The 25,630-nt window shown below is 43.5% G+C and carries 24 protein-coding genes; 5 read left to right on the top strand and 19 right to left on the bottom strand.

Features of this window, described 5'->3' with window-relative positions:
* Positions 1 to 9: 9 nt before the first annotated feature.
* The 4 genes from V5M37_RS02075 to V5M37_RS02060 all read right to left on the bottom strand — a co-directional run bounded on the left by V5M37_RS02075 (position 10) and on the right by V5M37_RS02060 (position 4,541).
* Entirely contained in the window at positions 10 to 669 is a 660-nt protein-coding gene (locus tag V5M37_RS02075; protein ID WP_423800532.1) for a PspA/IM30 family protein, read from the bottom strand.
* A 1-nt stretch (position 670) separates the two neighbouring features.
* Complete coding sequence (locus tag V5M37_RS02070; RefSeq protein ID WP_423800531.1) at positions 671 to 1,117, bottom strand: hypothetical protein; 447 nt, start codon at positions 1,115 to 1,117, stop codon at positions 671 to 673.
* 704 nt (positions 1,118 to 1,821) lie between these two features.
* Positions 1,822 to 3,054, bottom strand: a complete 1,233-nt coding sequence (locus V5M37_RS02065; RefSeq protein ID WP_423800530.1) for a Zn-dependent hydrolase — start codon at positions 3,052 to 3,054, stop codon at positions 1,822 to 1,824.
* Positions 3,055 to 3,248: 194 nt separating this feature from the next.
* Positions 3,249 to 4,541 (bottom strand): ATP-binding protein, encoded by a 1,293-nt coding sequence (locus V5M37_RS02060; RefSeq protein WP_423800529.1) that lies wholly within the window; start codon positions 4,539 to 4,541, stop codon positions 3,249 to 3,251.
* Positions 4,542 to 4,759: 218 nt separating this feature from the next.
* Between V5M37_RS02060 and V5M37_RS02055 the strand changes: the two genes are divergently transcribed.
* The gene (locus tag V5M37_RS02055; protein ID WP_423800528.1) at positions 4,760 to 5,917 is read left to right on the top strand and encodes a M20 metallopeptidase family protein; all 1,158 of its coding nucleotides are present in this window, start codon (positions 4,760 to 4,762) and stop codon (positions 5,915 to 5,917) included.
* A 125-nt stretch (positions 5,918 to 6,042) separates the two neighbouring features.
* Here the strand turns inward: V5M37_RS02055 and V5M37_RS02050 are convergent, their stop codons facing one another.
* From V5M37_RS02050 to V5M37_RS02030, 5 genes are all read right to left on the bottom strand, one after another.
* Positions 6,043 to 7,425, bottom strand: a complete 1,383-nt coding sequence (locus tag V5M37_RS02050) for an L-cystine transporter (RefSeq protein ID WP_423800527.1) — start codon at positions 7,423 to 7,425, stop codon at positions 6,043 to 6,045.
* A 282-nt stretch (positions 7,426 to 7,707) separates the two neighbouring features.
* Entirely contained in the window at positions 7,708 to 9,117 is a 1,410-nt protein-coding gene (locus V5M37_RS02045) for an amino acid permease (protein ID WP_423800526.1), read from the bottom strand.
* Between the two features lie 102 nt (positions 9,118 to 9,219).
* On the bottom strand, positions 9,220 to 10,839 hold the full coding sequence (locus tag V5M37_RS02040; RefSeq protein ID WP_423800525.1) for a M20/M25/M40 family metallo-hydrolase: 1,620 nt from the start codon (positions 10,837 to 10,839) through the stop codon (positions 9,220 to 9,222).
* A 29-nt stretch (positions 10,840 to 10,868) separates the two neighbouring features.
* On the bottom strand, positions 10,869 to 11,672 hold the full coding sequence (locus tag V5M37_RS02035; RefSeq protein ID WP_423800524.1) for a dimethylarginine dimethylaminohydrolase family protein: 804 nt from the start codon (positions 11,670 to 11,672) through the stop codon (positions 10,869 to 10,871).
* Between the two features lie 19 nt (positions 11,673 to 11,691).
* On the bottom strand, positions 11,692 to 12,546 hold the full coding sequence (locus V5M37_RS02030; protein ID WP_423802559.1) for a dimethylarginine dimethylaminohydrolase family protein: 855 nt from the start codon (positions 12,544 to 12,546) through the stop codon (positions 11,692 to 11,694).
* Positions 12,547 to 12,717: 171 nt separating this feature from the next.
* Here V5M37_RS02030 and V5M37_RS02025 point away from each other — a divergent pair, with 171 nt between their 5' ends.
* Positions 12,718 to 13,452 carry an IclR family transcriptional regulator gene (locus V5M37_RS02025; RefSeq protein ID WP_423800523.1) on the top strand — a complete coding sequence of 245 codons (735 nt, stop codon included), beginning with the start codon at positions 12,718 to 12,720 and terminating at the stop codon, positions 13,450 to 13,452.
* 57 nt (positions 13,453 to 13,509) lie between these two features.
* Here V5M37_RS02025 and V5M37_RS02020 read toward each other — a convergent pair whose 3' ends face one another.
* Positions 13,510 to 13,980, bottom strand: a complete 471-nt coding sequence (locus V5M37_RS02020) for a nucleoside deaminase (protein WP_423800522.1) — start codon at positions 13,978 to 13,980, stop codon at positions 13,510 to 13,512.
* 245 nt (positions 13,981 to 14,225) lie between these two features.
* On the opposite strand from V5M37_RS02020, the gene V5M37_RS02015 reads away from it, so the two are divergent.
* The gene (locus tag V5M37_RS02015) at positions 14,226 to 15,479 is read left to right on the top strand and encodes a GGDEF domain-containing protein (protein WP_423800521.1); all 1,254 of its coding nucleotides are present in this window, start codon (positions 14,226 to 14,228) and stop codon (positions 15,477 to 15,479) included.
* A 118-nt stretch (positions 15,480 to 15,597) separates the two neighbouring features.
* Here V5M37_RS02015 and V5M37_RS02010 read toward each other — a convergent pair whose 3' ends face one another.
* Both V5M37_RS02010 and V5M37_RS02005 read right to left on the bottom strand, forming a co-directional pair.
* Entirely contained in the window at positions 15,598 to 16,191 is a 594-nt protein-coding gene (locus tag V5M37_RS02010) for a biotin transporter BioY (protein WP_213147678.1), read from the bottom strand.
* Between the two features lie 154 nt (positions 16,192 to 16,345).
* On the bottom strand, positions 16,346 to 17,647 hold the full coding sequence (locus tag V5M37_RS02005) for a S8 family peptidase (protein WP_423800520.1): 1,302 nt from the start codon (positions 17,645 to 17,647) through the stop codon (positions 16,346 to 16,348).
* Positions 17,648 to 17,864: 217 nt separating this feature from the next.
* Between V5M37_RS02005 and V5M37_RS02000 the strand changes: the two genes are divergently transcribed.
* Together V5M37_RS02000 and V5M37_RS01995 are read left to right on the top strand one after the other, a co-directional pair.
* Entirely contained in the window at positions 17,865 to 18,377 is a 513-nt protein-coding gene (locus V5M37_RS02000) for a DinB family protein (RefSeq protein ID WP_423800519.1), read from the top strand.
* A gap of 106 nt (positions 18,378 to 18,483) precedes the next feature.
* Entirely contained in the window at positions 18,484 to 19,020 is a 537-nt protein-coding gene (locus V5M37_RS01995) for a ribonuclease H-like YkuK family protein (protein ID WP_213147820.1), read from the top strand.
* 228 nt (positions 19,021 to 19,248) lie between these two features.
* Here the strand turns inward: V5M37_RS01995 and V5M37_RS01990 are convergent, their stop codons facing one another.
* From V5M37_RS01990 to V5M37_RS01960, 7 genes are all read right to left on the bottom strand, one after another.
* Complete coding sequence (locus V5M37_RS01990) at positions 19,249 to 20,259, bottom strand: DUF418 domain-containing protein (protein WP_423800518.1); 1,011 nt, start codon at positions 20,257 to 20,259, stop codon at positions 19,249 to 19,251.
* A gap of 38 nt (positions 20,260 to 20,297) precedes the next feature.
* Complete coding sequence (locus V5M37_RS01985) at positions 20,298 to 20,840, bottom strand: histidine phosphatase family protein (RefSeq protein WP_423800517.1); 543 nt, start codon at positions 20,838 to 20,840, stop codon at positions 20,298 to 20,300.
* Positions 20,841 to 20,967: 127 nt separating this feature from the next.
* The gene (locus V5M37_RS01980; RefSeq protein ID WP_423800516.1) at positions 20,968 to 21,981 is read right to left on the bottom strand and encodes a DUF3231 family protein; all 1,014 of its coding nucleotides are present in this window, start codon (positions 21,979 to 21,981) and stop codon (positions 20,968 to 20,970) included.
* Positions 21,982 to 22,110: 129 nt separating this feature from the next.
* The gene (locus tag V5M37_RS01975) at positions 22,111 to 23,628 is read right to left on the bottom strand and encodes an acetyl-CoA hydrolase/transferase family protein (protein WP_423800515.1); all 1,518 of its coding nucleotides are present in this window, start codon (positions 23,626 to 23,628) and stop codon (positions 22,111 to 22,113) included.
* Between the two features lie 129 nt (positions 23,629 to 23,757).
* Positions 23,758 to 24,402 carry a LytTR family DNA-binding domain-containing protein gene (locus V5M37_RS01970; protein ID WP_423800514.1) on the bottom strand — a complete coding sequence of 215 codons (645 nt, stop codon included), beginning with the start codon at positions 24,400 to 24,402 and terminating at the stop codon, positions 23,758 to 23,760.
* A gap of 69 nt (positions 24,403 to 24,471) precedes the next feature.
* The gene (locus tag V5M37_RS01965; RefSeq protein ID WP_423800513.1) at positions 24,472 to 24,972 is read right to left on the bottom strand and encodes a hypothetical protein; all 501 of its coding nucleotides are present in this window, start codon (positions 24,970 to 24,972) and stop codon (positions 24,472 to 24,474) included.
* A gap of 45 nt (positions 24,973 to 25,017) precedes the next feature.
* On the bottom strand, positions 25,018 to 25,626 hold the full coding sequence (locus tag V5M37_RS01960; RefSeq protein WP_423800512.1) for an SAM-dependent methyltransferase: 609 nt from the start codon (positions 25,624 to 25,626) through the stop codon (positions 25,018 to 25,020).
* Positions 25,627 to 25,630 lie beyond the last annotated feature (4 nt).

The following is a 25,630-nucleotide window of genomic DNA, read 5'->3' as shown; positions in this document are numbered from 1 at the left end:
CTGCCTGTACTATACAAGCAGTTCTTTTTCCGTTTTAAGTTTTTCGATTTCTTTATTCAGTTCATCCTCGTTAACAAAGCTATTGAACTGAGTGACCGGCGGGGCGAATTGGCTGCAGGCTTGTACTTCTGCTTCCATTAATAGAATTTTATCTTCAGCGCGAGCAATTCCCCTTGCAATCGTGTCGGTTTGGAAGGATACCGTTGCTTTTTGAATTTGTTTCATTGACAGAGCTACATTTGCACGGGATGCCAGCACAATCTTCTTTTGCTGAAGGTCGTGATAAAACTCTTGCAGCTCCTGGATTTTCCCTTTCAGAACTTCAGTCTGGCCTTTCATGGCTTCATATTGCTGCTCATACAGGTTTAGCTGCTTTTCTTGGGCTAGTTTTTCCTGCACGGCCAATTTCGCCATCGTTTCCTCGCCTTGCTCGATCGCAAGCTTCGCTTGGCGGGTTCTTTTTTCAACTAATGCCTTCGTGTCGAGAATGAGAGCCGCAAGTTTATTTTCCGCAAAAATTTGCCGGGACAGAGCTTTTTGGGCTTTAACCAATTCTTCTTCCATTTCTCTTGAATATTCGTTTAACATGGCAATTGGATCCTCAAGGCTGTCTAACAAACCATTGATATCTGCCTTCGCGATTGTTTTCATTCTTTTAAAAATACCCATTTTACTGATTCTCCTTTTTGATAGTAAGATTTTTTTCCCATTGGTCTAAAAGGTTTGCATTTTGGTTGATTAAAGGTTTATGTGAACTCATTAAAGATGTATCTATAAACTGCTGCATCGAAGAAGCCTTAGCCCGTTTTCTTAGCCACTTCACTAAGAAGTATACGGCCGCTACTGCGATTGCAATGAATAATAGGGTGCCAAGCCAGTGGAAGCCGCCACCGTGATGAGGGCCGTTCATGAAATGCCCATGTCCGAAACCGCCTTGAGGATTCATTCCGGCCATGCCTCCGCGGCCGCCTGGCCCTCCTTGTCCCATTCCTGGGCCATGTGGACCGCGGGCCATGGCACTTGCACCTCCAAACAGATAATGGAGGACATTTACTACAAACACCATTGCAGCAATGATCACAACCCAGAAAACTCCTTTTTTCACTTTCGTATTCATCATCTCTTGCCTCCTTTCGTCCTTGATGATTGAAGTGTATAAGAGTTTGGTGAAAACTTGGTGAAAGAATGGACATGCTATAAATTTTTTCAAAAAAAATATGACTCCCCCGCTAAAGGAAGAGTCTGTTCTTCTAACTGATTCCGTTTCCTATTGCAAAACGTCAATTTGCACAGGAAAATGCAAACCAAAATGTAATCCTTTTTGCACTATAAATTGTAGGGCAGAAAGATTAATCGATTTTTGTGTAGGCATAAGAAATTATAGGCGGAGAATTTCCTGCTAATGTATGTTGGGGAAGCTTGAGAAGCGGATTAAGCGAAGAAATTCCGGTTAACTGCTCTAAATAAGACAAAATCTAGTGATTTGGATGATATAAGCGGAAAAACTCCCCCTATTTTTAAGGAAATATCGGTATTTCCCAATTTAGCCGGAATTTCTCCGTTTATTTTACTTACCCAGTGAAATCAACATTCAGTTATAACAGAGCCAACCAAGATTTTTCTGTAAAAATGTGTTGTATTTTCCTTCGGTACACAAGCTATCAAAAAGGCACTACAAATTACCCCAAAATAATGATCGAAATCCATTCCTATCAACAAAAATAGACCTCCAAATTGCCATACAATTTGAAGGTCATTTTGCATTACATTTTTAATGTTTGCGATAGTTAAAGGAACCCGTTACTGTTCTTCATTGCTATTTTACTTATTTAACAGCTTCAGAACCGTATCCAGAACGACATTGACCCCTTTTTCACAGTCTTCCCAGGTAGTCAGTTCTTCCTCGCAATGGCTTTTTCCATTAATACTTGGAACAAATAGCATGGCTGTTGGGACATAGCTTGCCATGAATTGGGCATCATGCCCCGCACCGCTAACCATTCGTTTATGGGTATACCCTAGTGACTGGGCGGATTGTTCCAAAGAAGCGCACAGTTCAGGCGCAAACCAGACCGTGTCGCGCTCCCAAAGTTTTGTTACCTTTACCTCACAGCCTTCGTTGAGGCCTTGGTGCGGCAGCCCTTGAACAAAATCCTTAAAGCTGTTGACGATGTCCATGTCCTTATGGCGTGCTTCTAGCGTAAAGACCACTTTGTTAGGAATGACGGTATGGATGCTTGGATATACGTTGACCCTGCCGATGGTGAAAACAAGATCGGAGTCCAATGCACTTAGACGTTTACGGGTTTCATTAATTAGGTTGTTGGTGGCAAATAGGGCATCCTTGCGCATGCTCATCGGAGTTGTTCCGGCATGGTCCGATTCGCCGGTTACCTCTATTTCAAAGCAGGCCATGCCCACTACGCATTCGACGACACCAATTGTAAGGCCTTCTTTTTCAAGGATAGGACCCTGCTCAATGTGCAGTTCCAAAAAGGCTGTTGCTTCTTTGAGACGATTTTCTTCACTGCCTTCGTATCCAATTGCCTTAAGGGCTTCCTCAAAGGTTATACCCTCTGAATCTTTCTTTTGCAGCATGGCAGCTTTGTCAAATTTTCCGGCGAGCACACCTGAAGCCATCAGCGAAGGCTCAAATCTTGCTCCCTCTTCGTTTGTGAAGTTTACGATTGTAATCGGGTACTTGGGTTGGATTTTATGATCGACGATTGTTCGCACGACCTCCAGTCCCGTTACGACACCCAAAACACCGTCAAACCGGCCGCCTTTTTTGACCGAATCAAGATGGGAGCCAATCAGGATGGGCGGCTTATTTTCCGTTCCGGCCAGTGTCGCGTACATACAGCCCATGTCGTCGACCTTCACAGCCATCCCCAGATCCTCACAGCATTTGCGGAAATAACCTCTTGCCGCACGGTCCTCATCCGATAAAGAAAGACGAGTGACACCATTGTTTTCCGTTCGGCCGAACTGGGCAAAACGTTCCAATTCTTCTTTAAGTCTTTCTCCATTAATCAACAGCTTTTGTTTTTGCATTTAAACACTCCCCTTATAGATTGATAACATTTTTTAAAAATCTCTTGGAGAAGAAATGCTTTTGTGTTAAAAATGCCCCTTAAACATTACAGGAATATTCAGTTATTTTAATTATAGTCCAGCTAAACAATATTTCACTAGACAGTTTCAAAAATAAAAAAGGATAACCGACTAGGGCTATCCGTTCATATAAATTACTCTTCGTGAAATCCGATGAATCCCATCGAAGCATTCGAATCGTTGTCATCCCACAATTGTTTTTTCTGTTTTTGCTGGATGGATTTTAAATCGGCACAAAGTCGCGCGATGTCGACCTGCTGTTCATAATGCCATTGAAGTGCAATGGAGGTGTACAGTTCGTTCAACTGTGCATAGGAAAAGTCCTTCGATGTCTCGACGACCTCCCTTATTTCCTCCTCTGATAAGATTCGGTCAAGCTTTTTCGCCATTAAATACTGATAGCGAAGCTCTTTTGTCGGCAGTTTAATTTCATAGGCGCGGTCAAACCGGCCGGAGCGGTTCATTAGGGCCGGGTCAATTTTTTCCGGATAATTCGTCGTGCCGATTAAGAAAACACCCTCTTTAGAGGTAGCTCCATCGAGCGTATTCAAGAATACCGAGCGGACCCCCGCTGGCATTGAGTCAATATCCTCAATCACCAGCACCATTGGCGCCAGCTTCAAAACCGAACTAAACACTTCTTTAATCGTATAGCTCGAGGTATATTCGGTAATCTGCCAATAAGCCACCGGAGCATTGATGCTGCTGGCAATTGATTTTACTAATGTTGTTTTGCCGTTGCCGGGACTGCCGTATAACAGAATCCCTCGCTTGTAAGGGATATCATACGTCTTGAAAAACCCACCGCTATCTGAGAAGAATTCGTCAATCGACCGGAAGATTTCCTTTTTCAAGGGTTCTTCAAGGAAAACGTCTTCTCTTCTTACCAAACTATTAATGCTTTCGATGTCTGTCTCCACACCATCTTCGGTATCCGTATAAACGGTCACGTAGTTTTTAATATAATCCCGCTTTCTTTTTAGAACATATTGCAGGAAAGAAACCAAACATGCGTCATTTTCGGCAAAAATAAGGTCGCGGTGGAGCTCGCCATCACTTTGAAAGGTTAGCACCCTGGATAAGGCAACCCGATAGGCTGGATAGTAGTAAAGACCATTCGCAATCCGCGGCTTGATGATAAACTCCAAAGCTTTATCCGTATGGTTGGAGGAAATTGTCCGGGTCTCACCCTCCTTATAAACATAGCTTAGAAGCCGTACCTCGGGTGATTCCACCTTCAAATCTTCCTCGAGAATCTCCCAAATCTCATTGGAGGTGTCTTCATCGGAATACATGTTGAAGTCCACGCCCACTTCCTCATGAAGACGATATTGAATCGTGGAAATTATTTTTCCATAATCGTAATAGTAAGGTAATTCTGTGCGGTCCATTTCCCCTGTATTAAAAAGCACTTTATTGTTTTTCATCCGGCTCTCCTTTTTCAAAAATCTTACAATAAATATATCTCTTAATTAGGTTAATAGTCTAGTGGATTTCTTTTCCGGATTAGGACCTTTGGAACTACCTAGATTAGCCGCTGCATGACAGCATTTTTTTCCATCCAGCATTTGATTCTTGTAATATTAGTGAATATACCTTAAAATTGGTTGCATAAAAATACACACAGAATCGAAGGAGTTACATCATGTTACAGACAAAAAATGTAGATTCAGAGTTAAAGGCTTGGGCCATCGAGCAGCGCCGACATTTTCATATGAATCCGGAGCTGTCCGGGCAGGAATACAATACCTCCGCCTATGTAAAAGAAAAATTGGCGGAATTCGGCATCCCTTTGGATGACAGATTTTCAGGCCCAAGCGTAGTGGCCTTTTTTAAAGGAACGGAAGGCAACAAGACGATTGCCTTAAGGGCCGACATGGATGCCCTGCCGCTCCAAGAGGAAGGGGACAAGCCTTATATTTCCAAGGTTCCAGGCGTCATGCACGGCTGCGGCCATGACGGCCATACGGCGGTTTTGCTAGCGGCGGCAAAATGGATGAGCAATCACCCTGATTTGGTGAAAAATAATATCCGCTTGATTTTTCAAAGCTCAGAGGAGGCCTCGCCAAGCGGCGCCCAGAAGCTTGTGAAAGAAGGAGTGCTGGACGGGATTGACGCGATTTATGGAATCCATCTGATATCACGCATGCCTATGGGAAAGGTTGGCTTTGCCACCGGCTATGCGATGGCTTCCTGTAATGATTTTGATATAAAAATTGAAGGTAAAGGCGGACATGCAGGCTATCCGCATGATACGGTCGACCCAATTTATATTGCCAGTCACTTGATTCAGGCTTTCCAATCCGTTGTCAGCAGGAATTTACATCCATTACATGCAGGCGTTATTTCATTTGGTGGGATGCAGGCAGGAAATTCCTACAATGTCATTCCTCACGAAGTAACGTTGAAGGGGACAATCAGGGCGCTGACCTTTGAGGCAGCCGAGCTCATGCACGAGAAAACGGCCCAGCTGACAGAGTCCATCTGCGCAAGCTTTGGGGCTAAAGGACATTATCAATTTATCGAGGGAACCCCTCCGTTGTACAATCACCCGGAGGCATGTGAATTTGCCCGCAGTGTCATTGAAAATACCTTCGGAGCAGATGCCTTCTTGCCAATAGATCCTGTATTAGGAGCCGAGGATTTCTCCTATTACCTAAAAGATAAGGTCGGGGCCTTCATCAACGTCGGGATGCAAAGTGAAAAAAGCCAGTATCCGCACCACCACCCGAAATTCGATATTGACGAAGAAGCTATCCCAACCGCTATCGAACTTATGATCCAACTGGCGCTGCAAGCATAGATTAGAGAGTTTAATAAGGAATAAAAAGAAGCCGAACCCAACCGTAACATTTGGGGCTCGGCTTTTTATATTAGGTGTCCACCCTAGGCGGACAAATATCCACGAGCGTTGCCTGACACCTGTGCTTATGCTTCAACGATATCCGGCTGTTTGTAGGTGTCTGTATCGAATTCGCCTGTTGCTTTGCTAGTGAGGACGCCAGCTGTCATGGCGCCGCTGACGTTTAGTGCGGTACGGCCCATATCAATGAGCGGCTCAACGGAGATGAGCAGGCCGACGATGGCAATTGGCAGGTTCATCACGGATAGCACGATGAGGGCTGCGAAGGTCGCACCGCCGCCAACACCGGCAACACCGAAAGAACTAATTGCGACGACAAGAATAAGGGTCAGAATAAAGCTTAGACTCGTCGGATCGACCCCGGCAGCCGGTGCAACCATGACCGCCAGCATTGCTGGATAAATCCCGGCACAGCCATTTTGCCCAATGGTCAGTCCGAAGGAGCCGGCAAAGTTTGCAATCCCTTCAGATACACCCAAATCCTTCGACTGGGTTTTAATCGTCATCGGCAGCGTTCCCGCACTCGTTCGTGAAGTGAACGCAAAGGTTAACGTTGGCAATGCTTTTTTCACATAGTTATATGGGCTTAATTTCGCCGCCATTAAAAGCAATAGATGCACAATAAACATAATGATGAGCGCTACATAGGAGGCGATCACAAACGTCCCCAATTTCACAATCGCGTCGTAATCGCTTGTTGCAGCCACCCTCGTGATAATCGCAAGAATCCCATATGGTGTCAGCCGGAGCACCAGGGTGACCACTCTCATAACGATTGAATAAACGGTATCAATGATTTTTGCAAAGAATTCCGCATGATCCGGTTCTTTTCGTTTTACCCCGAGATAAGCAATCCCGATAAAGGCGGCAAAGATGACCACCGCGATTGTTGAGGTTGCTCGGGCACCTGTAAGGTCTTGAAACGGGTTACTTGGGATGAAATCAACGATTTGCTGCGGCAATGTCATATTTTCCACGGTCGGAACCCGTTCCTCCAACTGTGCAATACGGGCCTTCTCTGCATCGCCCTGGGTCAACTGAGCGCCGTCTAAATTAAATCCTAGGGCAGAACCAATTCCAACGGCTGCCGCAATCGCCGTCGTCCCCAGCAGGATACCAATGACAAGGACACTGATTTTGCCAATGTTTTTGGATAATTTCAGTTTCGTAAATGCCCCGACAATCGAGACAAAGATCAACGGCATTACTAACATTTGCAGTAGTTTGACATAACCGTTTCCGGCAATATTAAACCATTCAATGGAACGGGCCAGCACTTCAGATGTCGTACCGTAGATGGCATGAAGAATAATTCCAAAAATAATACCTAAGCCAAGCGCCGTAAAAACACGCTTCGAAAACGAGACATACTTCCTTTGCATTTGGAACAACCCGAACATGAGCAACAACAGGACAGCAATGTTTACAATGATCAGAATGGTATTCATGTTAGTCCTCCCTTTAAAAGTTGTGGGAAACGCTATTCTACACATTCCAATGCGCCAAGTCGGAATTCCGTTTTTAAAATCATCAAACGTTTGATATTACATAAATATGTCTAGAAGAATATTAAAATTCCATTACAGAAGCGGTGTAATCGAATAAATTTTTTAAATGGAAACTCCGATTGGCTAGTCCGATAGGACGAAGACAGAGGCGAAGTTGAATTTCCTATTAGCTAAAAAAAAAAACTGACCTGCCGCGAAGCAAGTCAGTTTAATAGAATGTTCTTAAAGTGGATTTATATCGTTACTCGTTGCGCTCAGTTTCTCCAACTTCTTATTTCTAAAGTAATAGAACAAATAACAAATTAATAAGAAGCCTAGTCCAATCAGGAGCCCGGTCAACTGGGTTGGGTCAAAGGCCAGGAATATTAATATGGATACACAGAAGATGATGCAAACGAGCGGAACTAGAGGATAGTAGCGAACCTTAAATTGCAGGTCTTCCAATTTTCCGCCTGCTTGCAAGAACTTTCGCCGGAACATAAACTGGGACAGAGCGATCCCAATCCACGAAATAGTAACAGAAATTCCAGCAATGGACATGAGCAGCACAAACACTGTATCTGCCGCCAACACGCTTGTAAGCAGTGACAATAATGAGAAAATCATCGTAAACACAAGGGCTGCGAACGGAACTTTCCGTTTCGATAATTTTCCAAAATACTTTGGCGCCATATCGTCATGCGCCATCGCCCAAAGCAGCCGGGTGGAAGCATAAATACAGGAGTTCCCCACCGAAAGAATTGCAGTTAAAATAACAAAGTTCATAATATCAGGAGCAAATGGGATTCCCGCCATATCCATTAGCGTTACGAACGGGCTTTCCAGCAGGCCAAGTTCTTTCGTTGGAAAAATAGCCGATAAGATAATAATAGAAGCGATATAAAAGACGATAATTCTAAAAAGGACATTTCGAATGGCACGAGGTATATTCTTCTGAGGTTCTTCACTTTCGCCGGCGGCAATGCCGATTAATTCTGAGCCTTGGTAGGAAAAAATAACATTCATCATGGTGACAAAAATAATTGTCAAGCCTGCTGGAAACAGCCCTTTGGGAGCGAGGTTTTCCATAAATGGTGCCGGTCTGTCTTCAAGCGGAATGATCCCAAAAATAGCCGCTGCCCCAATAATAATAAAGAAAATTACGGCTACGACCTTAATACCTGCAAACCAATATTCGGCCTCAGCAAAGCCCCTTGTGGTCAGGGCATTAAGGACAAATAACAAGGCGATGAAAATGGCGCACCAAATCCACACTGAAACACCCGGAAACCACCGCTGCATCAGGATCCCCGCAGCTGTAAATTCCACACCCGCAGTGGTAGCGGAACCAATGAAATACATCCAGCCCAACGAGAAACCGGCTGCTGGATTAATAAATTTGCTGGCGTATGTTTGAAAGGAACCTGTAACCGGCATATAGACCGCAAGCTCTCCCAGGCACACCATTACTAAATATAAAATAAGGCCGCCAAATAAATACCCTATTAACGCCCCGCCTGCTCCTGCCTGGTTAATCGTGTAGCCCGCATTTAAAAATAACCCGGTACCAATGACACCTCCTAACGAAAGCATAAACAAATGACGCCGTTTCATTGACCTGCTTAACTGGTTCTTTTGACCTTCTTGTTCCATCTTTGCCCCCCCTTTTTTAGCGGTGTCCAACCTCACGTGGACAAAACACCCATTTGTCCACGCGCGGTGCCTGACACCCATTCCAATAACATTCATTAATTCCTAGCAGCGAACCTTTTTCTCCGCCAGCATTTTGACCATGCCTTCGACGAGGGCTGGCACTTCTTCGAAGGCGTTTTTGATGTGAAGGCGTTCGGTTCGTTTGTGGGCATCTTTGCCTAATGGTCCGACGTTTAGAACCGGTGCATGGAGCTTGGTCATTTCATCGAATGGGATGCTGTAGCTTGTTCCCCAAACCGGTGTGTTCTCTTTAAATACGGTCCAGCCCTCCCCGGCATCCTGGTAATTGACATAGCTTAAATCGCTGATTCCATTAAAATAATGGACTTGGTTGACAGGCAGACCAAACTTTTCGAAACCGCGTTCCTTCACGTATGAAATACACTTTTTCACTAATTCATTTTCTGATGAATTTACTGCCGGATAATATGGCGGTGCATACAAGAGGACAATCGCCGGTGCGAGTTCTTGGCACTCAATGATTAACGCATCCGCAATTCGGAAGGATTTTTCCCGGTCGTCCCATTCCTCCCTTTTCTGAATCGCAGCTTTGATTCCCGCAACATACTCAACACCAAATTTTCGAACCGCATGCTTTTCCAAGTCTTCGTAACGGAGCACGCGGACGTCTCCTACCGGAGTGACAGTCTGCTCTTTGCAAATCTCATGATAGGCCTGGTTGCAAGCTTTAGCTGCATCTGTAGCCACCTTTTCAAACATATTCATAATTTCTTCGGCGTTTCGCTGCATTAAAAATACATTATATAAAGCTGCCGAACGGTACGGTGTTTGAACAGAGTACTCCGATCGCAAATCCTTTTGCTGCAGTGTCACCGGAAGGGGCGTCCTCTCTCCCATCACCGTTTCCTGCAAGCTTAAGTTCCACTCCATCCGCTGTGTTAAAAATGATGCGATATACGGGGCCGTAATGCCGCTGAGCGGTTGCCCCACATGTGTTTCTTTTCCGTAAAATAAAGCGGATGGCATGATTTTGCCAATTGAACCTGAGTACACATAATAATTTCGGTCACCTGGCTCCTGGGTAAAGACCGGCTCACCGTTTAGGAAAAGCTTAAAGGTTAGCTGATGCTTTTCCTTTAATTCCAATAATTTTGGAACCGCTGCCCGCATTCCCGAAGAATTCACTTCTTCATCCGGAACCGTCAGGAGCAAGAGATTAATCGGCCATTGCTCGACCGAAGCTTTTTCAATCAGCCCCATATGCATGACCAGACCCATTTTCATATCCATCGTGCCCCTGCCAAATAGGTACTCTCCTGATAAAAGATCTTCCCGGGCCTCTGCCGGCAATTCATCGATTCGAGAATGGAGAAGCCTCGTTAATTCCTCTGGCTGGTATGCATACTCCTGAAGGTCTCCGTATTCTTCGGTATTCACCGTATCAAAATGACTAATCAATACAACCGTACCCAAGGCACTCGGGTGTTTATATAAAGCGGTTACAAAGCGGCGTCCCAGATCGGCATCATGAAGACCCAAGTGTTCTGGATTTTCTTGAAAATATGTCAAACCTTTAAGCTTCGCCGCCACCTTGGAAGGAAACTCACGCTCTCCCTCCGTCAGCGTCATACTTTTCCAGCTTACTACTTCGCATAACAGCTCCCTCAAAGCCTTCGGTGTTCCCCACTTAAGCTGTGTCATTGCTTCCAAAACTCCTTCACACACAATTTTTAAAATCTTAGTGACAAGCAGCTCAAACCGCCGTCTAATTTCCTGAATTCCGAAGTATCCAGCTCAATCGTCTGATAGCCGGCTTCCTCAATACTTTGTTTAGTTTGCGGATAGCCTGACGGGATTATAACGTAGTCGTTTATGCGAATACAGTTCGCTGCATACTCCTCTTCCGGAGGCACAATAATTTTTTTGTAAGAATTGAAATCAGGGTGATCGACAAATTCACCAGCCGCCACAATGGTTTGATTTCCCAAATAAGCAATTCCGGTTTTTAAATGGAAAAACTTCTGAAGCGGTACAATGGTAGCTTTATAGTTTTCAGATTCTAAGATTAGTTTCAGCTGCTCGGCGCCTTCCTGGTTTGTCCGGGCGGAAATTCCGATATAAAAATGGTCTTCAGCTTGTAAAATATCGCCGCCATCGAGTGTACCTGGCGCTTTAATATAGTAAATTTTATCGTAGAAGGATTTGATGGCCGGCTCCATGTCATGGATTTCTCCGTTTCTTGCCTCAGCTCCCGGATTGGAAATAACCGCAAATTCCGGGGTTAAAACAGCTGTATCTTCCACAAAGGTGGAGTCCGGAAACTGGTCATTGCTTGGCAGGACAGTTACTTCAGTGCCGCACTTTTTAAGTGCTTCAATATAAGCATCGTGCTGCTCAAATGCTTTTTCCAAAATCGGTTTGCCAAGGTCTGAGGTAGTTAAGCCATTAACGTAAGTCGTTCCAGGTCTTTTAACAATTGTATGATGGAACAATTTTGTTCCTTCTGTTGATTTCAACGCAGAATCTTTTAACATTTTTTCATCCTCCAATTTCTTATTCTCGTTCTACTGGGCATGTCAGGCAGGTCGGGCCGCCAGTCCCTAAATAAGAGATTTCGTTTCCGTCATATTCATAGACAGTTGCTCCGGCATCAATTAATTGCTGTTTTGTGAAGGGGTTTCCAGAAACCATCATACAAACCCGAGGTGCCAGCGCGAGCACGTTGCAGCCAAGTCTTAGGTACTCATCTTCGGGTACCTCAACCAGCCGGAAGCCCCGTTTAATCAGCATTTGTCTGAGAAACACAGGCATCAATCTTGAATAGACTACTGACAAATCTTTGTCCACGATACTGATTATGGACATTAGGTGCAGACACTCGTTCTCCCCTTGGTCATGCGGGAGCTGCACCACGATTACCTCTTCGACTTGATCTGCGACCATCTCTTTAATTTGCCGGATAGCTTCATCATTTGTCCGGTAGCCACGTCCGATTAACAGTGTGCGGTCATCAAGCCAGACAAGGTCTCCCCCGTCGGCAACTGCCTCGCCCGTCAATTCTCCTACTATCGGAATCTCTTTTTCTTGTAAAAAATCTTTGTAAACCTCTGCCTCCGGCTGCCGCAATGTTTTTCCTGATTTCAAAATGATGGCGCCCTTTGGCGTAAATTTAACGGGATCATGGGCATAGAGTGAATCCAATCCAACCCGTTCCGAGACAGGCAAAAACTCAATATTTCCCACATGCTCCTTGATGATGGCAATAAACTGCTCATATTCATGTTGAGCCTTTAGAAAATCCGGTTCATTAATATAGTTGAATTTTTTCCACTCCCTGCCTAAATGTTCTTGACTGATAAAAGCGTCTTTCGGATGTTTGACGATGACTCTGTTGAGCTTCTTATACATGGACGTCAGCAAAAAATCTCCTCCGTTTTCCGAATAGTGGAATACGTTTCCTGTGACAGGAAAACTTATAATATGATATTATAATCTTAGAAATTACATGTCAATATTTTTCGAATTTACAGAATATATACAGTATCTTCCAGTAGTTTAATAAAGGCAGGGAATAGCTATATGCAAACAATCGATCGAGCAATGCAGGTTATTAAGGTTCTTGCAGGAAGTGATACAAAAAGATGGTTCGCCATTTCTGAATTATCGAAGGAATGTGGACTGCCTGTCAGTACACTTCACCGGCTTTTGCAATCCATGAAGCAGCACGGTCTTATTCAACAGGATTCCGATTCAAAATTCTATTCAATGGGGAATGCCTGGCTGGAGTACGGCCTGCAAATGTACGATACCTTTGATTTTGTGGGACTCATCCGTCCAGAAATGGAAAAGTTAATGAAAATCGTGGAAGAGAGCGTTTATTTTAGTAAACCAAACGGATTAGAGTCTATGATTGTAGAAAGGATTGACTGCCCGAATAATCCTATCCGTATTTATGACCAGCTTGGAATCCGGATCCCTTTGAACATCGGGGCAGCCAATAAAGTAATGCTCGCCCATATGCCCCAAAAGGAAGCCATCAGCAACGTTTATTCGTTAGTAACTGAGGATGAACGAGAGGCATTTTTGAAACTATTGCGGGAGATTAGGAAACAGGGCTATGGGGAGAGCCATGGGGAGAGGACACCAGGCACATCATCCGTGGCCGCCCCGATTTTCAACCACCAAAATGAGCTGATTGGGGCCATCAGCATTGGCTACGTCGATCTCAACGTAACGGAAGAACGAAAAAGCCTTTTAATTGAAAAAGTAATTGAATACGGGCTGCGCATTTCCGAAAAATTAGGTGCAAAATAAAAAAGCGGTGTCAGGCACCGCAAAAAGACAATGTCCACCCTAGGTGGACATTTGTTTTTAGTATTGTTGTTTGTTTGGTTTGTTGACCCAAGCAGTGAAGGGCTGATAAGTGTTGTTTGTGAAAAGCCGTATAAAAGGAATGGTGCGTTTTTCAGGAGGCACTTCAAGCTGTTCGTAAATAAATTGGTCGTCGAACCCGATTTTCGCGGCATCTTCATGTGTACAGGAATAATACACCTTCTCTAATCTGGACCAATAGATGGCGCCGAAACACATGGGGCAGGGCTCACAGCTTGTATATAGTTCACAGCCGGTTAATTGGAAACTATTTAAAACCTTGCAGGCTGCCCTAATCGCCTGCATCTCAGCATGGGCGGTCGGGTCATTCTTCACGGTTACCTGATTACGGCCAACACTGATAATCTGGCCATTCTTCACGATAACCGCCCCAAACGGACCGCCGCCATAACGGAGTACATTATCAAGCGCTACATCAACGGCCATTTTCATAAACCTCTCGTCCCTCATAAATTCCCCCCAACACTAAGACATTATCTCTTCCCTTCAATTTATTATCCCACCTATGAAAAAAGAATGATGACTTATTTTCCCACCTAAAATTGAGGCAGGATATTTTTTAAAAAAATGTAGGTTATACAATAGAAATTTTGTAAAATATGATTATCCATTTGCTTGGCCTATAATCATTCTTTGTTAATAAATCGGCAATTTCATTGCCTCTTCTTTGAAACCTATTGGAAGGACTGACAATCATGCATAAAGCCAAGCTTTACGAGATTTCCTTATTTACCGCTGCTCTTTTGGCAACTTTAAGTTCTTCCGGTATTTTAGTGGACCATTCCATTTTTTTAATAATATTAATTGTATACTGGTTCTTCTCCATTCTTTACTTCCGCCTTCGGGTGTTCTTTAAAAATGGCAATACCAATATTGAATATGGGATTAGCTACGACCTATCCTTTGTCCTATTTGCCGGGCCGCTCGGCTTATTTATATTTGAGACGATTTACCGTTTTTCTGTTTATATTTATCGGAAATGGACAAAAACAGCAGACCCGACCGAGTTTTTTGATGCCTTTTATAATACTGGAACCTTTGTGATCACTAACTCGGCAGCCTACCTGTTATTTCACTACCTCCATGAAAGCTTTCAACCCATTCCCTTTGGATATTGGATTCTAATCTTTCTAATTGTTTGCATTACCTCTTACCTTTCCGGTACCACGATGGTCATCCTGTTTCTATTTTTGGGTGAAAAAATATCCTTTAAGAAGGCCATCGATTTTATTTTTAAAGACATCAGCATGCTGGATTATGGGAAAGTCGCCATATCAAACGGTCTTCTTTTCCATTTCCTTCAGGATCAAAAATGGGAAATGTTAATCATTGTCTTTATTTTGAATTACATCGTCAGCCATTCCTTCTATTTAAAATCGCAAAACATTCAAACGAAATTGGAGCGTGACCAATTCGAGCAAATGGCCTATACAGACTTTTTGACAGGGGCCTTCAACCGGACCTTTATGGACAAAAAATTGGCCGAGCTCAGTCGATCTAATGAAAATATCGGGATTGTCGTAACCGATATTGATAAATTCAAAGGAATAAACGACAGCTATAACCACGCTGTGGGTGATAAAGTCATTCAGCAGTTTGCCGCCACATTAAAGAGTTATCTTGGACCGGAGGATTATCTGTTTAGGAGCGGCGGTGAGGAATTTACACTTTGCCTCCGAAATCGGAATTTCGAACAAACCGTTGATTTGGTTAACGATATTCGCAATGGGATTGAAAAAGGGTCAGTAAGTGCGGAATACAACGGGGAAAACATTCTGATTTTTTATACCGCATCTTTCGGACTTTACTACTATAAGGTTAATGAATATGTATCAATGGAAAAAGCCTATATCCTTGCCGACGAATTAATGTTCGAATCCAAGCAGCTCGGAAAAAATCATGTATCCTATCTAAACGGTCTTATAAACAAAGAAGCGGCAGTAACCTAACAATAGGTACTGCCGCTTCTTTGTTTTGGTGTGGTACCATTTTTGGTGTCAGGCACCACAAAAGACATTTGTCCACATGGGCGGTGGACATTTCAAGATGTCCGCTTAGTCTTCTACCTTAGGATGCCCGCTTCAGGTTTTTGAATTGACCCTTAGAGAGGACGGTTTTTTCTAGACGGTGGGCCATGATGCCTGCAAATACGGACAGGATGATATCTTTCGGAAGCGGCGGTACCATCCATAACCAGGCCATTTTATAGGTGAAGCCTTCCGGCGCTGCAGCCCAAAGCTTGTAGGCATAATACATCCAGTTGGTTCCAAACAGGTAATTCACCGTCATTCCAATTAAAGCCGCTATAATAAAAGCAGGCAGGCTTTTTTTCTTTTCGACGATTTTCCCAATGATAAAAGCTGCAAAAATATAAGAAATAATAAAGCCGAAGGTTGGTCGAAGGATGATCCCGAGTCCTCCAAAAAAGCCGGCAAAAACAGGTACTCCAATCATGCCAACTAAGGTGTAAACAATCATCGCAATGGCTCCCAATCGGCTTCCTAAAATTAACCCTGCTAAAATAGCAAAAAAGGTCTGCAGCGTGATTGGCACTCCGCCAACCTGCAAAAATGGTGCAATCGTCGTAATGTTTGCCCCGACCGCCATTAGGGCCACGAACATCCCGACAAGCGTGATATCCAGCGCTCTTAACTTTCTCATTTTCTCCCCACCCTAAATTAAATTCTGATATCTGATAATTTAAAAATAATGGGCGGGTGGTTATTTGTCAACCAAAATATGATTTAAGTTAACAAAAATAACTGATTTCTACCATAATTAATGAGATATCTCCCTATTCCGCTTTATTGGCTTACTACGGTATTGATCTATCCGCATTAATGTAGCCTTCGCCGTAAATCGCGTTTTCGCGGTTCTTCCATAAATCTGTGTTATTCTTCAATAGGTCTTTCACTTGCTGCGGTGTTGCTCCAGGCACGCGTTGTTTAATCAATGCACATATACCCGCACAAATAGGTGTTGCCATGGAAGTACCTGATAAAACAAAGTAATCATTGTCTACCCTTGCTGATTTTTGCAGCTTGTCTAGATAAGAATTAGGGGAACGGAGGGATGTAATGTTCACCCCAGGCGCTAAAATATCCGGCTTATTTAGCTCATCTTTAACATCCTTTCCCCCTCTGCTTGAAAAGCTGGCCACATCGTCATCGCTACGGTCCACTGTATTCTTATCATCAAGAGCTCCAACGGTAATCACTTTTTGACTAATACCAGGGCTTGCGATGGTTCCATAATTCGGACCTTCATTTCCAGCCGCCACTACCACGACAATCCCTGCTGCCCAGGCCCTTTCAACGGCCTTAACCATTAGATCTTCACCCGGCTGAGCTGTGCTGCCTAATGACATGCTGATGATATCAATTTTTTCAGGCGGATTACCGGCATTGTACTTAATGCACCAATCCACTCCTTCCATGACGGTATCCAAAGAACCCGAGCCCATTTTATCCAACACCTTTACGCCAATCAGATGAGCTCCTGGGGCTGGTCCTGCATAGGGACCATTGGCAGCCGCATCACCGGCACAGTGCGTGCCATGGCCATTATCATCATAAGGGTCTGTTTCATTATTGACGAGGTCAACAAAGCCTTTAATTCTATCCCCTAAGTCCTTGTGTGGATAAATGCCAGTGTCGATAATCGCGATTGTTACTCCTTCCCCTGTAAGTATAGTGTTATTTCTTTTGATATTTTTGGCATTAGCGGCAGGCACAGCAACATCAAGCAACGCCTTTACTTCCCTGTTTAAATAAACCTTTTTGACATGATGGCAGCTTGACAGGATCCCTTCTAACCCATTTGGCGTCACATCTGCACTATGGCAGGACATACTGGATAAACTTCGTTTCATGCCATTTCGGGCATGCTGTTTCATCACCTCGGATACCTGCTGGCAGCCTTTTTCAAAACAGCCTTCCTCAAATTCAATAATGACGGACATTTTGCGGCCCCATTTGAGGAATCCCTCGAAATGTTTATGCAAAAAGCACGGTGTCCAAGTAAACGGCTTGTACAGGTTTAAAACTTCTTCGCGCAAATGCCTGTCCAGTTTATGTGCATGAGTCCGCACCATTTGAACCATTGAATAACCAAACAATTATTCTCTCATCCTTTCATCACTTTTTAAATAAATTATGAAACTTTAAAAAAATGGTAACGGTACATGTCCACATTCTAGTAAATAGGCGAAATGTCATAATCTAAGGCAGGCGGACACCCAACCTCTATTTGTCATAAAAAGGAATAATTAGCTTAGTGCCGAATATAAAACATAGTGGGACATATTTTGTTAGTCCAATTTAGGGGGAATGGTTATGGTTGAATTGGAGGTACTTCGTGAAAGGCTGGCGGAGGCTCGCTCGCAATTGATTAACGAGATACAAAATCTCGGTTTTGATGGTTTCAATAAATCACCTGGAGAAAGTAGCTGGAGTGTGGCCCAAGTCTGCCACCATCTTTACTTAGCGGAAAAATCTTTTACAAGCGGACTTATTTATGGGATGAAATCTGAAAAAAGCCAAAAGGCAGATGCAAAACCGTTACAACTGTATTTATTGGACCGCACGAAGAAAATAGATGCTCCGAGTATCGTCGCTCCTTCTATGGGCCCTTTCGAATTACAGCAGATTCTCAATTTGCTGGAGGAATCAAGGGCAAATTTACTGACTGTTATGGATGGGGTAAAAGATAAAACTGTTCTAACTGAGAAATCTGCTAAACATCCTCTTTTTGGTTATCTGCCTCTTTACCAATGGATTGAAAACGTCTATTTGCACGATCAGCGGCATATTGAGCAAATAAAGGAAATTAAATCTGAAATTCTCTAAAGCCCATCCCTAGAATCATTGCAATCGCTGCACGCCAATCCTTACTTCTCCATAAGCTAGAGTAATAACATCAAAGAATTGAAGGGAAAGATGTGGTGGATTCATGATGGTAAATCCCAGGCCTGCAGGCCATACATTTAAAAATCTTCAAGAGAGCAAAATGGCATTTGAACAGGTTTTCGAGCGAATAACTGAATTTATGAAGTGTGACCCACGCGGGAATTACCGCTTAATGGTGGGAACCGATTCTCAGGTTCACAGGTCACATACCATTTTCATTACCGGCATTGTTATTCAAAATATGGGGAATGGCGTATGGGCGTGTATAAAAAAGGTGATTGTTCCAAGAAAAATGACTCAGCTGCACGAGCGGATTTCACTGGAATTATCATTAACGGAGGAAGTCGTCTCCCTGTTTACAGAGGAAAAGAAAAATGAATTAATCAATATTGTTCTGCCAAATGTTTATCAAGGGGCTACTTTTACAATAGAGGGCCATATCGACATCGGAGCGGGAATTCGAAACAAAACGAGTGAGTTTGTTAAAGAAATGGTCATGCGAATGGAATCTATGGGCGTAGAACCTAAAATAAAACCTGATGCTTTCGTCGCCTCAAGCTATGCCAATCGCTATACAAAATAATGCTAAAGTAAGCAAAAAAAGTGTCCACCCTTGGTGGACAAATGGCCCATTTGTCCACGAGCGGTGCCTGACACCTTTTTAAATATGTTCCAATTCCACTTTTACTGTTTTGCCATGCCGATATGACTTTCGTTTTCTTGGTGCCATGGTGTTCTTGGATAATTTTGTTGCTGACAGTTAGGCCAAGCCCAATTCCTCTGTCCTTTGGCATAGAATGGGATCCGAGGGTCAGGCCTCCGGTATCTTCATGCGTCGCATTGGCGGAAGCTTCGTATATGTGATTGCCCGCCAAATCCATTCGATCGGGCCGTATTGGAAGAATCGCAGCCAAATGACACTAACTGTCATTTGAATAACGTAAATAGCCAGACATATATAAAGAGTTTCTATGTAAGAAACCCTTCCGAACAGGTTAAGGGTATAGCCTGCCAGATAGATAAACACAGTTTGCAATAGATAGTTCGTCAGTGCCATCCTTCCGTAGCTTTTTAAAGGTGACAGCAGCTTTTGGATAATCTGAATCTGCAGCAACAGCACTACAAGACCCGCATAAAAAGCCGAAACAATCGGACCTATTGTTATGCCAAGATCAATAAACCTCGATGGCTCTCTTCCAAATGATACACCCTCGGATAAAACCGGGGCATATTGGTATTGATAAAGCAGTCCTATTACACTTAACCCGAACATAATCACCGTAAAAACGGCAACCGGCTTTACCCTTTTGGATATAACCTCAAACAAACCGAACTGCCCTGCCGCAATCCCTAACAGCATAACCGGAACGACCATTAAAATTTTTATGGCGGAAATGCCAATTATGACTAACAAGCCAAATCCAATGATGAGGTTCACCACTTTAGTCAGCTTATAAAAAGGCAAAAGAAGAAATCCACAGATAGCGTAAACGGTTAACGCCTCTCCAGGATGAAACCGTACATGAATCAGGCCAAAGACAAATAATATGGCAATCCGCCGCAGGAATAATACATATCCGTTCATACCCTTTGCTTTCGCCCGTGTGATAAAAATATAGAACCCGACGCCAAACAAAAAGGTGAAAATGGTGTAAAAGCGGCCTTCTATGAATAAATATAAAAACCGCCAGTAGGATGCGTCCAATGAGTGAGGCGCGGGGGTTTTAGCAGACAGCAACGGTCCAATATTCACTAGAATGATTCCCAACAAAGCAAAACCGCGCAAATAATCAAGCACATCAATTCGTTTATTTAACTCCATTGTACTCTCCTTAAATTGATCCCTGACACCAGATCACTCTACTCCCACACACGCTTAATACTGACATTCTGATTGCAAAAGGTCAAAAGGTAGACATCTGGGTTACTGAGGTTCTTCCACTCTTCAAATCCAAAATTCGGTTGAAAATATTTTAATAGCAATGACATCAAGTTCCCATGGGTGACGATAAGCGTATTTTCAGTCTCCACAGCCAAAACTTCCTTTACGACACTAACAATTCGGTCCATCGCTTCGGCACTGGACTCCCCGCCATCAAATTTGGCCTCTAGATCCACAAATGAAGTCTCTAATTTTTCTTGCCAATCCTCCAATGGCTTGGTACTTAGAATGCGCTCTGACAGGCGCTCATCCACTTCTATTCTAATTTTTCCCGAAAAAGCGGCAGGTTCAATCGACTGAACAGCACGTCGAAATGGACTTGAAATTATTTTATCAATCTTTACCCCCGCCAAAAATCCAGCCAATTCCTTCGCCTGCTGTCGCCCCTTCTCTGTTAACTGTGCTCCCTTTGGCTGTCCCTCCGCCTCACAATGCCTAATCACGTACACCTTTTTTTCCATTAAACATTCCCCCTTATAAATAAACACTTCTTTTATTTCGCTGTTCTCCTGGTATCTCCTCCATATAAAAAAGGGAATTAACCATTCACCAGGTTGATTCCCTTTTTTAATCATTTATTTTCATCATTTATTCCTTTTTAGCCAATTTATCATGATCATTAAATTGCGGCGGCTGTTCCATCCATCTTCTATCAATCATTAAATTCAAACCATCCTCGCCAAACGTTCCTGTTTTGGCGATAAAGCCGGTGTACATGGCACTTATGTCCCTGCGCATGGTAGCTGACATTGCAGCACCATAAGAAGAAATGCCAAGATTAGAAAGAACCCCCACGATATAAAGCATTAGTTGATCCGAAAATGGTGCAGCTGTTGAGTCGGTTACACCTTGATCCCACGACATCGCTGCTGGTACATCACTTTCTATTAACACATCATGGATGGAGCTTAGGATATGTTTGCAGATGTGTTTGCCACGAAGAAAATAATCTCTAATCTCCTGGTCTTGGGCTACTTGAGAGAATCCAGCACAAAGTGCTCTTCCAATTTCATTCTGGATGGCATTGACCATTAGATGGGTTACTTCAATACCTAACAATGGACGCCTTCTGCCAAACCAGCCGGTTAAAAAACTTTCTTTATTAACAAAGTCAATTTTTGTTGGATAGTTCATGTATGGCATTCTTATAAAAATCCCTTTTTCTTGCATACAAATTACAACCTTATTATGGAGATAAGAAACATCGTCAAACATATTCTTATAAAATTGCCGCACATCCTCTCGTGCTGCCAGAATCATTCCAACATTATGGGAGGTAACCCCGTACTTGACCATATGTAGTAACGTATGGATATAAAATATATCGGAAAATAGTTTTGGTGCGCGAGGGATGACATGCTTCTCCACCTTAAAGCCCTCAGGCAAGGCGATTTTCTCTGCATGAAACAAATCTTCTATCAGTTGCAAATGCTTTTTGGCATAATGTTGTGCTTCCTCAACCATAGCAAGAATTTCCTGATCATTACACGTTTCCGCATAGTGTGTTAATAAACAGTTTGCGACACCGATGTTCAGAAATGTAGTCCATAATGAGGATATTTCAGCACTTGTTAATTTGAGATTTTCCATTTTATTAGTCATTTTTATCCCTCCATATCTAAATTCCCCCACATTTGATAAATTTATGTTTTGTATAGAATAAGAACCGAAAAAAACGCAGAAGGTGAGCCCTAGCATGCTAGGGCTCACCTTCATTTTCAATTTAATACTTTAAACCGTTACCGTTACTGGCTGCAGCATGGTACCATTCGCAGCGAAATTGGTATGCCAGGAAAATGCTTTTTCCAATACATGAGGGGTTTGTCCGCCTCTTGTGAGAGCTTCCTGGTAATATTCGCGCAGCTGCTGACGGTACATTGGATGCGCGCAGCGCTCGATGATCAATTCTACTCGCTGTCTCGGTGAAAGTCCCCGTAAGTCTGCATACCCCTGTTCCGTCACAATGACATCGACATCATGCTCGGTATGGTCGACGTGGGAAACGAAAGGCACGATACTTGATATCTTACCGCCCTTGGCGATGGATTTTGTTACGAAAATCGCAAGGCGGGCATTGCGGGCGAAATCGCCGGAACCGCCGATTCCGTTCATCATTTTCGTTCCAAGTACATGAGTGGAGTTGACATTGCCGTAAATGTCTAATTCCAGCGCGGTGTTAATGGAAATTAATCCAAGACGGCGGATAATTTCCGGATGATTGGAAATCTCCTGCGGCCGCATGATAAGCAGATCACGGTATTTTTCAAAATTGCCATAAACCTCTTTCATCTTCTGCTCTGACAATGTAATGGAGCAGCATGAAGCATACTTAACCTTCCCGGCATCAATTAAATCAAACACGGCATCCTGCAATACTTCAGAGTATACTTCAAGGTCTTCAAACTCTGAATCCAAGAGGCCATGAAGAACTGCATTCGCAACCGAACCAATCCCTGACTGAAGCGGCGCAAGCCGGTTTGTCAGACGGCCCGTTTGCACTTCGGTACGTAAGAAATCAATTAAATGGTTGGCCATGATGACCGTTTCCTCGTCTGGAGGAACAATCGTTGAAGGTGAGTCTAGCTGGTTGGTAAACACAATCCCTCTTACCTTATCAATATCAACCGGTATTCCAATCGTGCCAATCCGGTCTTTTACCCCCGTCAATGGAATCGGTCCGCGCTCTCCCTGCTTCCCAGGCTCATATAAATCATGCAAGCCTTCCAGGTTCACCTGATGGGCCAAATTGATCTCAATAATAATTGACTTTGCATTCAGGGCAAACGATAGAGAATTGCCCACTGAAGTGGTCGGAATCACCATTCCATCCTCGGTAACTGAGAACGCTTCCAATATAGCGTAATCGACAGGATCCATTACACCAGCGCGAACTAGTTCTGAAGTGTGTGATAAGTGCTGATCTACAAACAACATCTCACCGTTATTGATTTTTCCGCGCATCGTCGGGTCTGCTTGGAAAGGCAGCCTTTTCCCAATAATTCCAGCCTCTGCAAACAGCTTGTCAACGTCTGAGCCCAATGATGCTCCCGTATAAACATTTACCTTAAACGATTCGTGCTCGGCACGTTTCACTAACGCAAAGGGAACCGCTTTCACATCACCGGCACGTGTAAAGCCGCTTAATCCCAGCGTCATACCGTCTTGAATCCAAGATGCTGCCTCTTCCGGCGACACTACACGGTCCCAAAGTCGTGAATCTTTAATCCGTTCGTATTTGCTATCCAACATTTCATCCCACTCCCCAATGGAATTTTATTTTAATTGTAACCGATAAAGGTTTTCAGTCAGAGAAATTGGGGACTAGTTACGAAATTTTCGGATAAAACAGAAAATCTACGTGCTAAAGCAGAATTTTTTCTAAAATCCTAACAATCTACGAAAATAGCTCGAATAAGATTGGCTGACCTGCACCCTGTCGCCATTTTTCATCGTTAAAATAAAGGTTGAATGGGTGTCTGGGTGAATCTCCTTTATATGATTGACATTCACAATAAACGAGCGGTGGCAGCGGATAAAGTCATCCTTTGGAAGTAGAAATTCAAATTCCTGCAGCGAATATTTATGTGTGCCGCTGTGCTCCTCGGCGTAAACAAAGGTCTTCTTTTCCTTAGCCTCGAGGTAGATCACCTGAGAAAACGGAACTGGAATCCAGCCGTCTTCTGATTTAATGGTGACGACTAACTTGCCGCTGGTTAGTGACGGAAATATCGCCGTCACACAGCCTTCAATCTTCCCATCATGAAAAAATGGCACAGCCATCCCGTGGTATGGAATCCCAAAAACGTCACGGTCGATAAACTCCGAAACCTTCTGCCCAGTATTCACTGCCTTATAGGCAATCGTGCCATCCTTCAAAGGATCGCCACGCCGAATCTTCAAATCAATCCGCTTGCTCGGCCGGTAATAAATATACTCACTAGTGTTGGAAACCGCAATCGAAATCTCATCCGAAAACAACTCACTAATTACATCTAACAGCGAAACAACCGTAATACTCTCCAATTAAAATCACCTCCAAATTAGGTGTCAGGCACCGTCCGTAGACACTTCAGCTAATTTCAATACCTTTTATTATACTGGAATAAACATATGGACCAGGAATATGACTAAAAAAATCATCGCGGCGGTGAGGTGGAACCTACGGCGAAAGCCGGATGCCCTTTTGTGCCTTAGCCAGCCCGCAAACAACACGACTGCCAGCGTCACCAGCGCCAATACGCCGCTCCATAATTTTAAATGTCCCCAGCCAAGCAGTGGGGCAATTGCATATAAATTGATCGCAGCATGCCCAATAATCGTTGACGTACCCAATACCGCAATCGGGATATGCCATTTCATAAAATAGCGCGAAAACTTGGCAAGCCGGATTTTCACCTTTCGTATCGATGTTTTCCGAATCACCAAAAAGATGAAATACATATTGATGTTGACTAGAAACAATAGCATTGCCACCTGAGCCAAAAACTGCGCCAGTACTACTAGTGAATTATCATGAGGACTGAATAACCAAATATAGACGATAGAAATCAAGGCTAAACATCCATTAAAAAAAATCCATAAACGGTGGTACATTCATAATCCCTCCCGGTGGATCCTGACGCTGCCCGTGCAGTTTCTCTAATATCCCAGCCTATAAATTAAAAATCGCTCGTTTTGATTATGACGATAAACATACGGCAACTTTACTTCCTCATGCAGTTCAAAGGCCGTTTGATTTTCCAAAAAATAAATATAATCCTCAGAGGGGTAATATAAAATCACATCAATTTCCCGCGGGTGTTCTTCCAGCGAAACTAAGATATTATTAATAACCTTTTGAAAGACCTGAATCGAAAATGGATTGAAAAAGTAAAACCGATTATCCCGAGGAGCTACCGGATACTCTTCTGCCAGGCAGCAACGAAACTCAACTTTGTCGCTGCGACTCTTTGTTTTTCTAATATAACTTTCACGATTTGCCAAAGCTGCCTGAAACAGCCCCTCATCCATTTCAACTCCAACCACTGATGCATGAAAGAAATAGTGGATATAAAAGTTCAGCCGTCCCCGTCCGCAGCCAAAGTCCACAACCCGGTCGCCTGGTTTCAGCTCATAGGTTTTAAATAATTCTTCCAGTCCGCTATAGGGAGTTGGCTCATAGCGGTGGTAATGCAGGGACTGGTGAAATCCCTGCTGCTCCGCTCTTGTCTTTATATTTAATAGCTTATCATAATAATGTTCTTTCATGTCC

The organism is Neobacillus sp. SAB-20_R2A (assembly GCF_049568635.1).
Lineage (GTDB): Bacteria > Bacillota > Bacilli > Bacillales > Cytobacillaceae > Neobacillus > Neobacillus citreus.
Note: the sequence above shows the minus strand (reverse complement) of the source record. Positions and strands in the feature narration are given on the sequence as shown.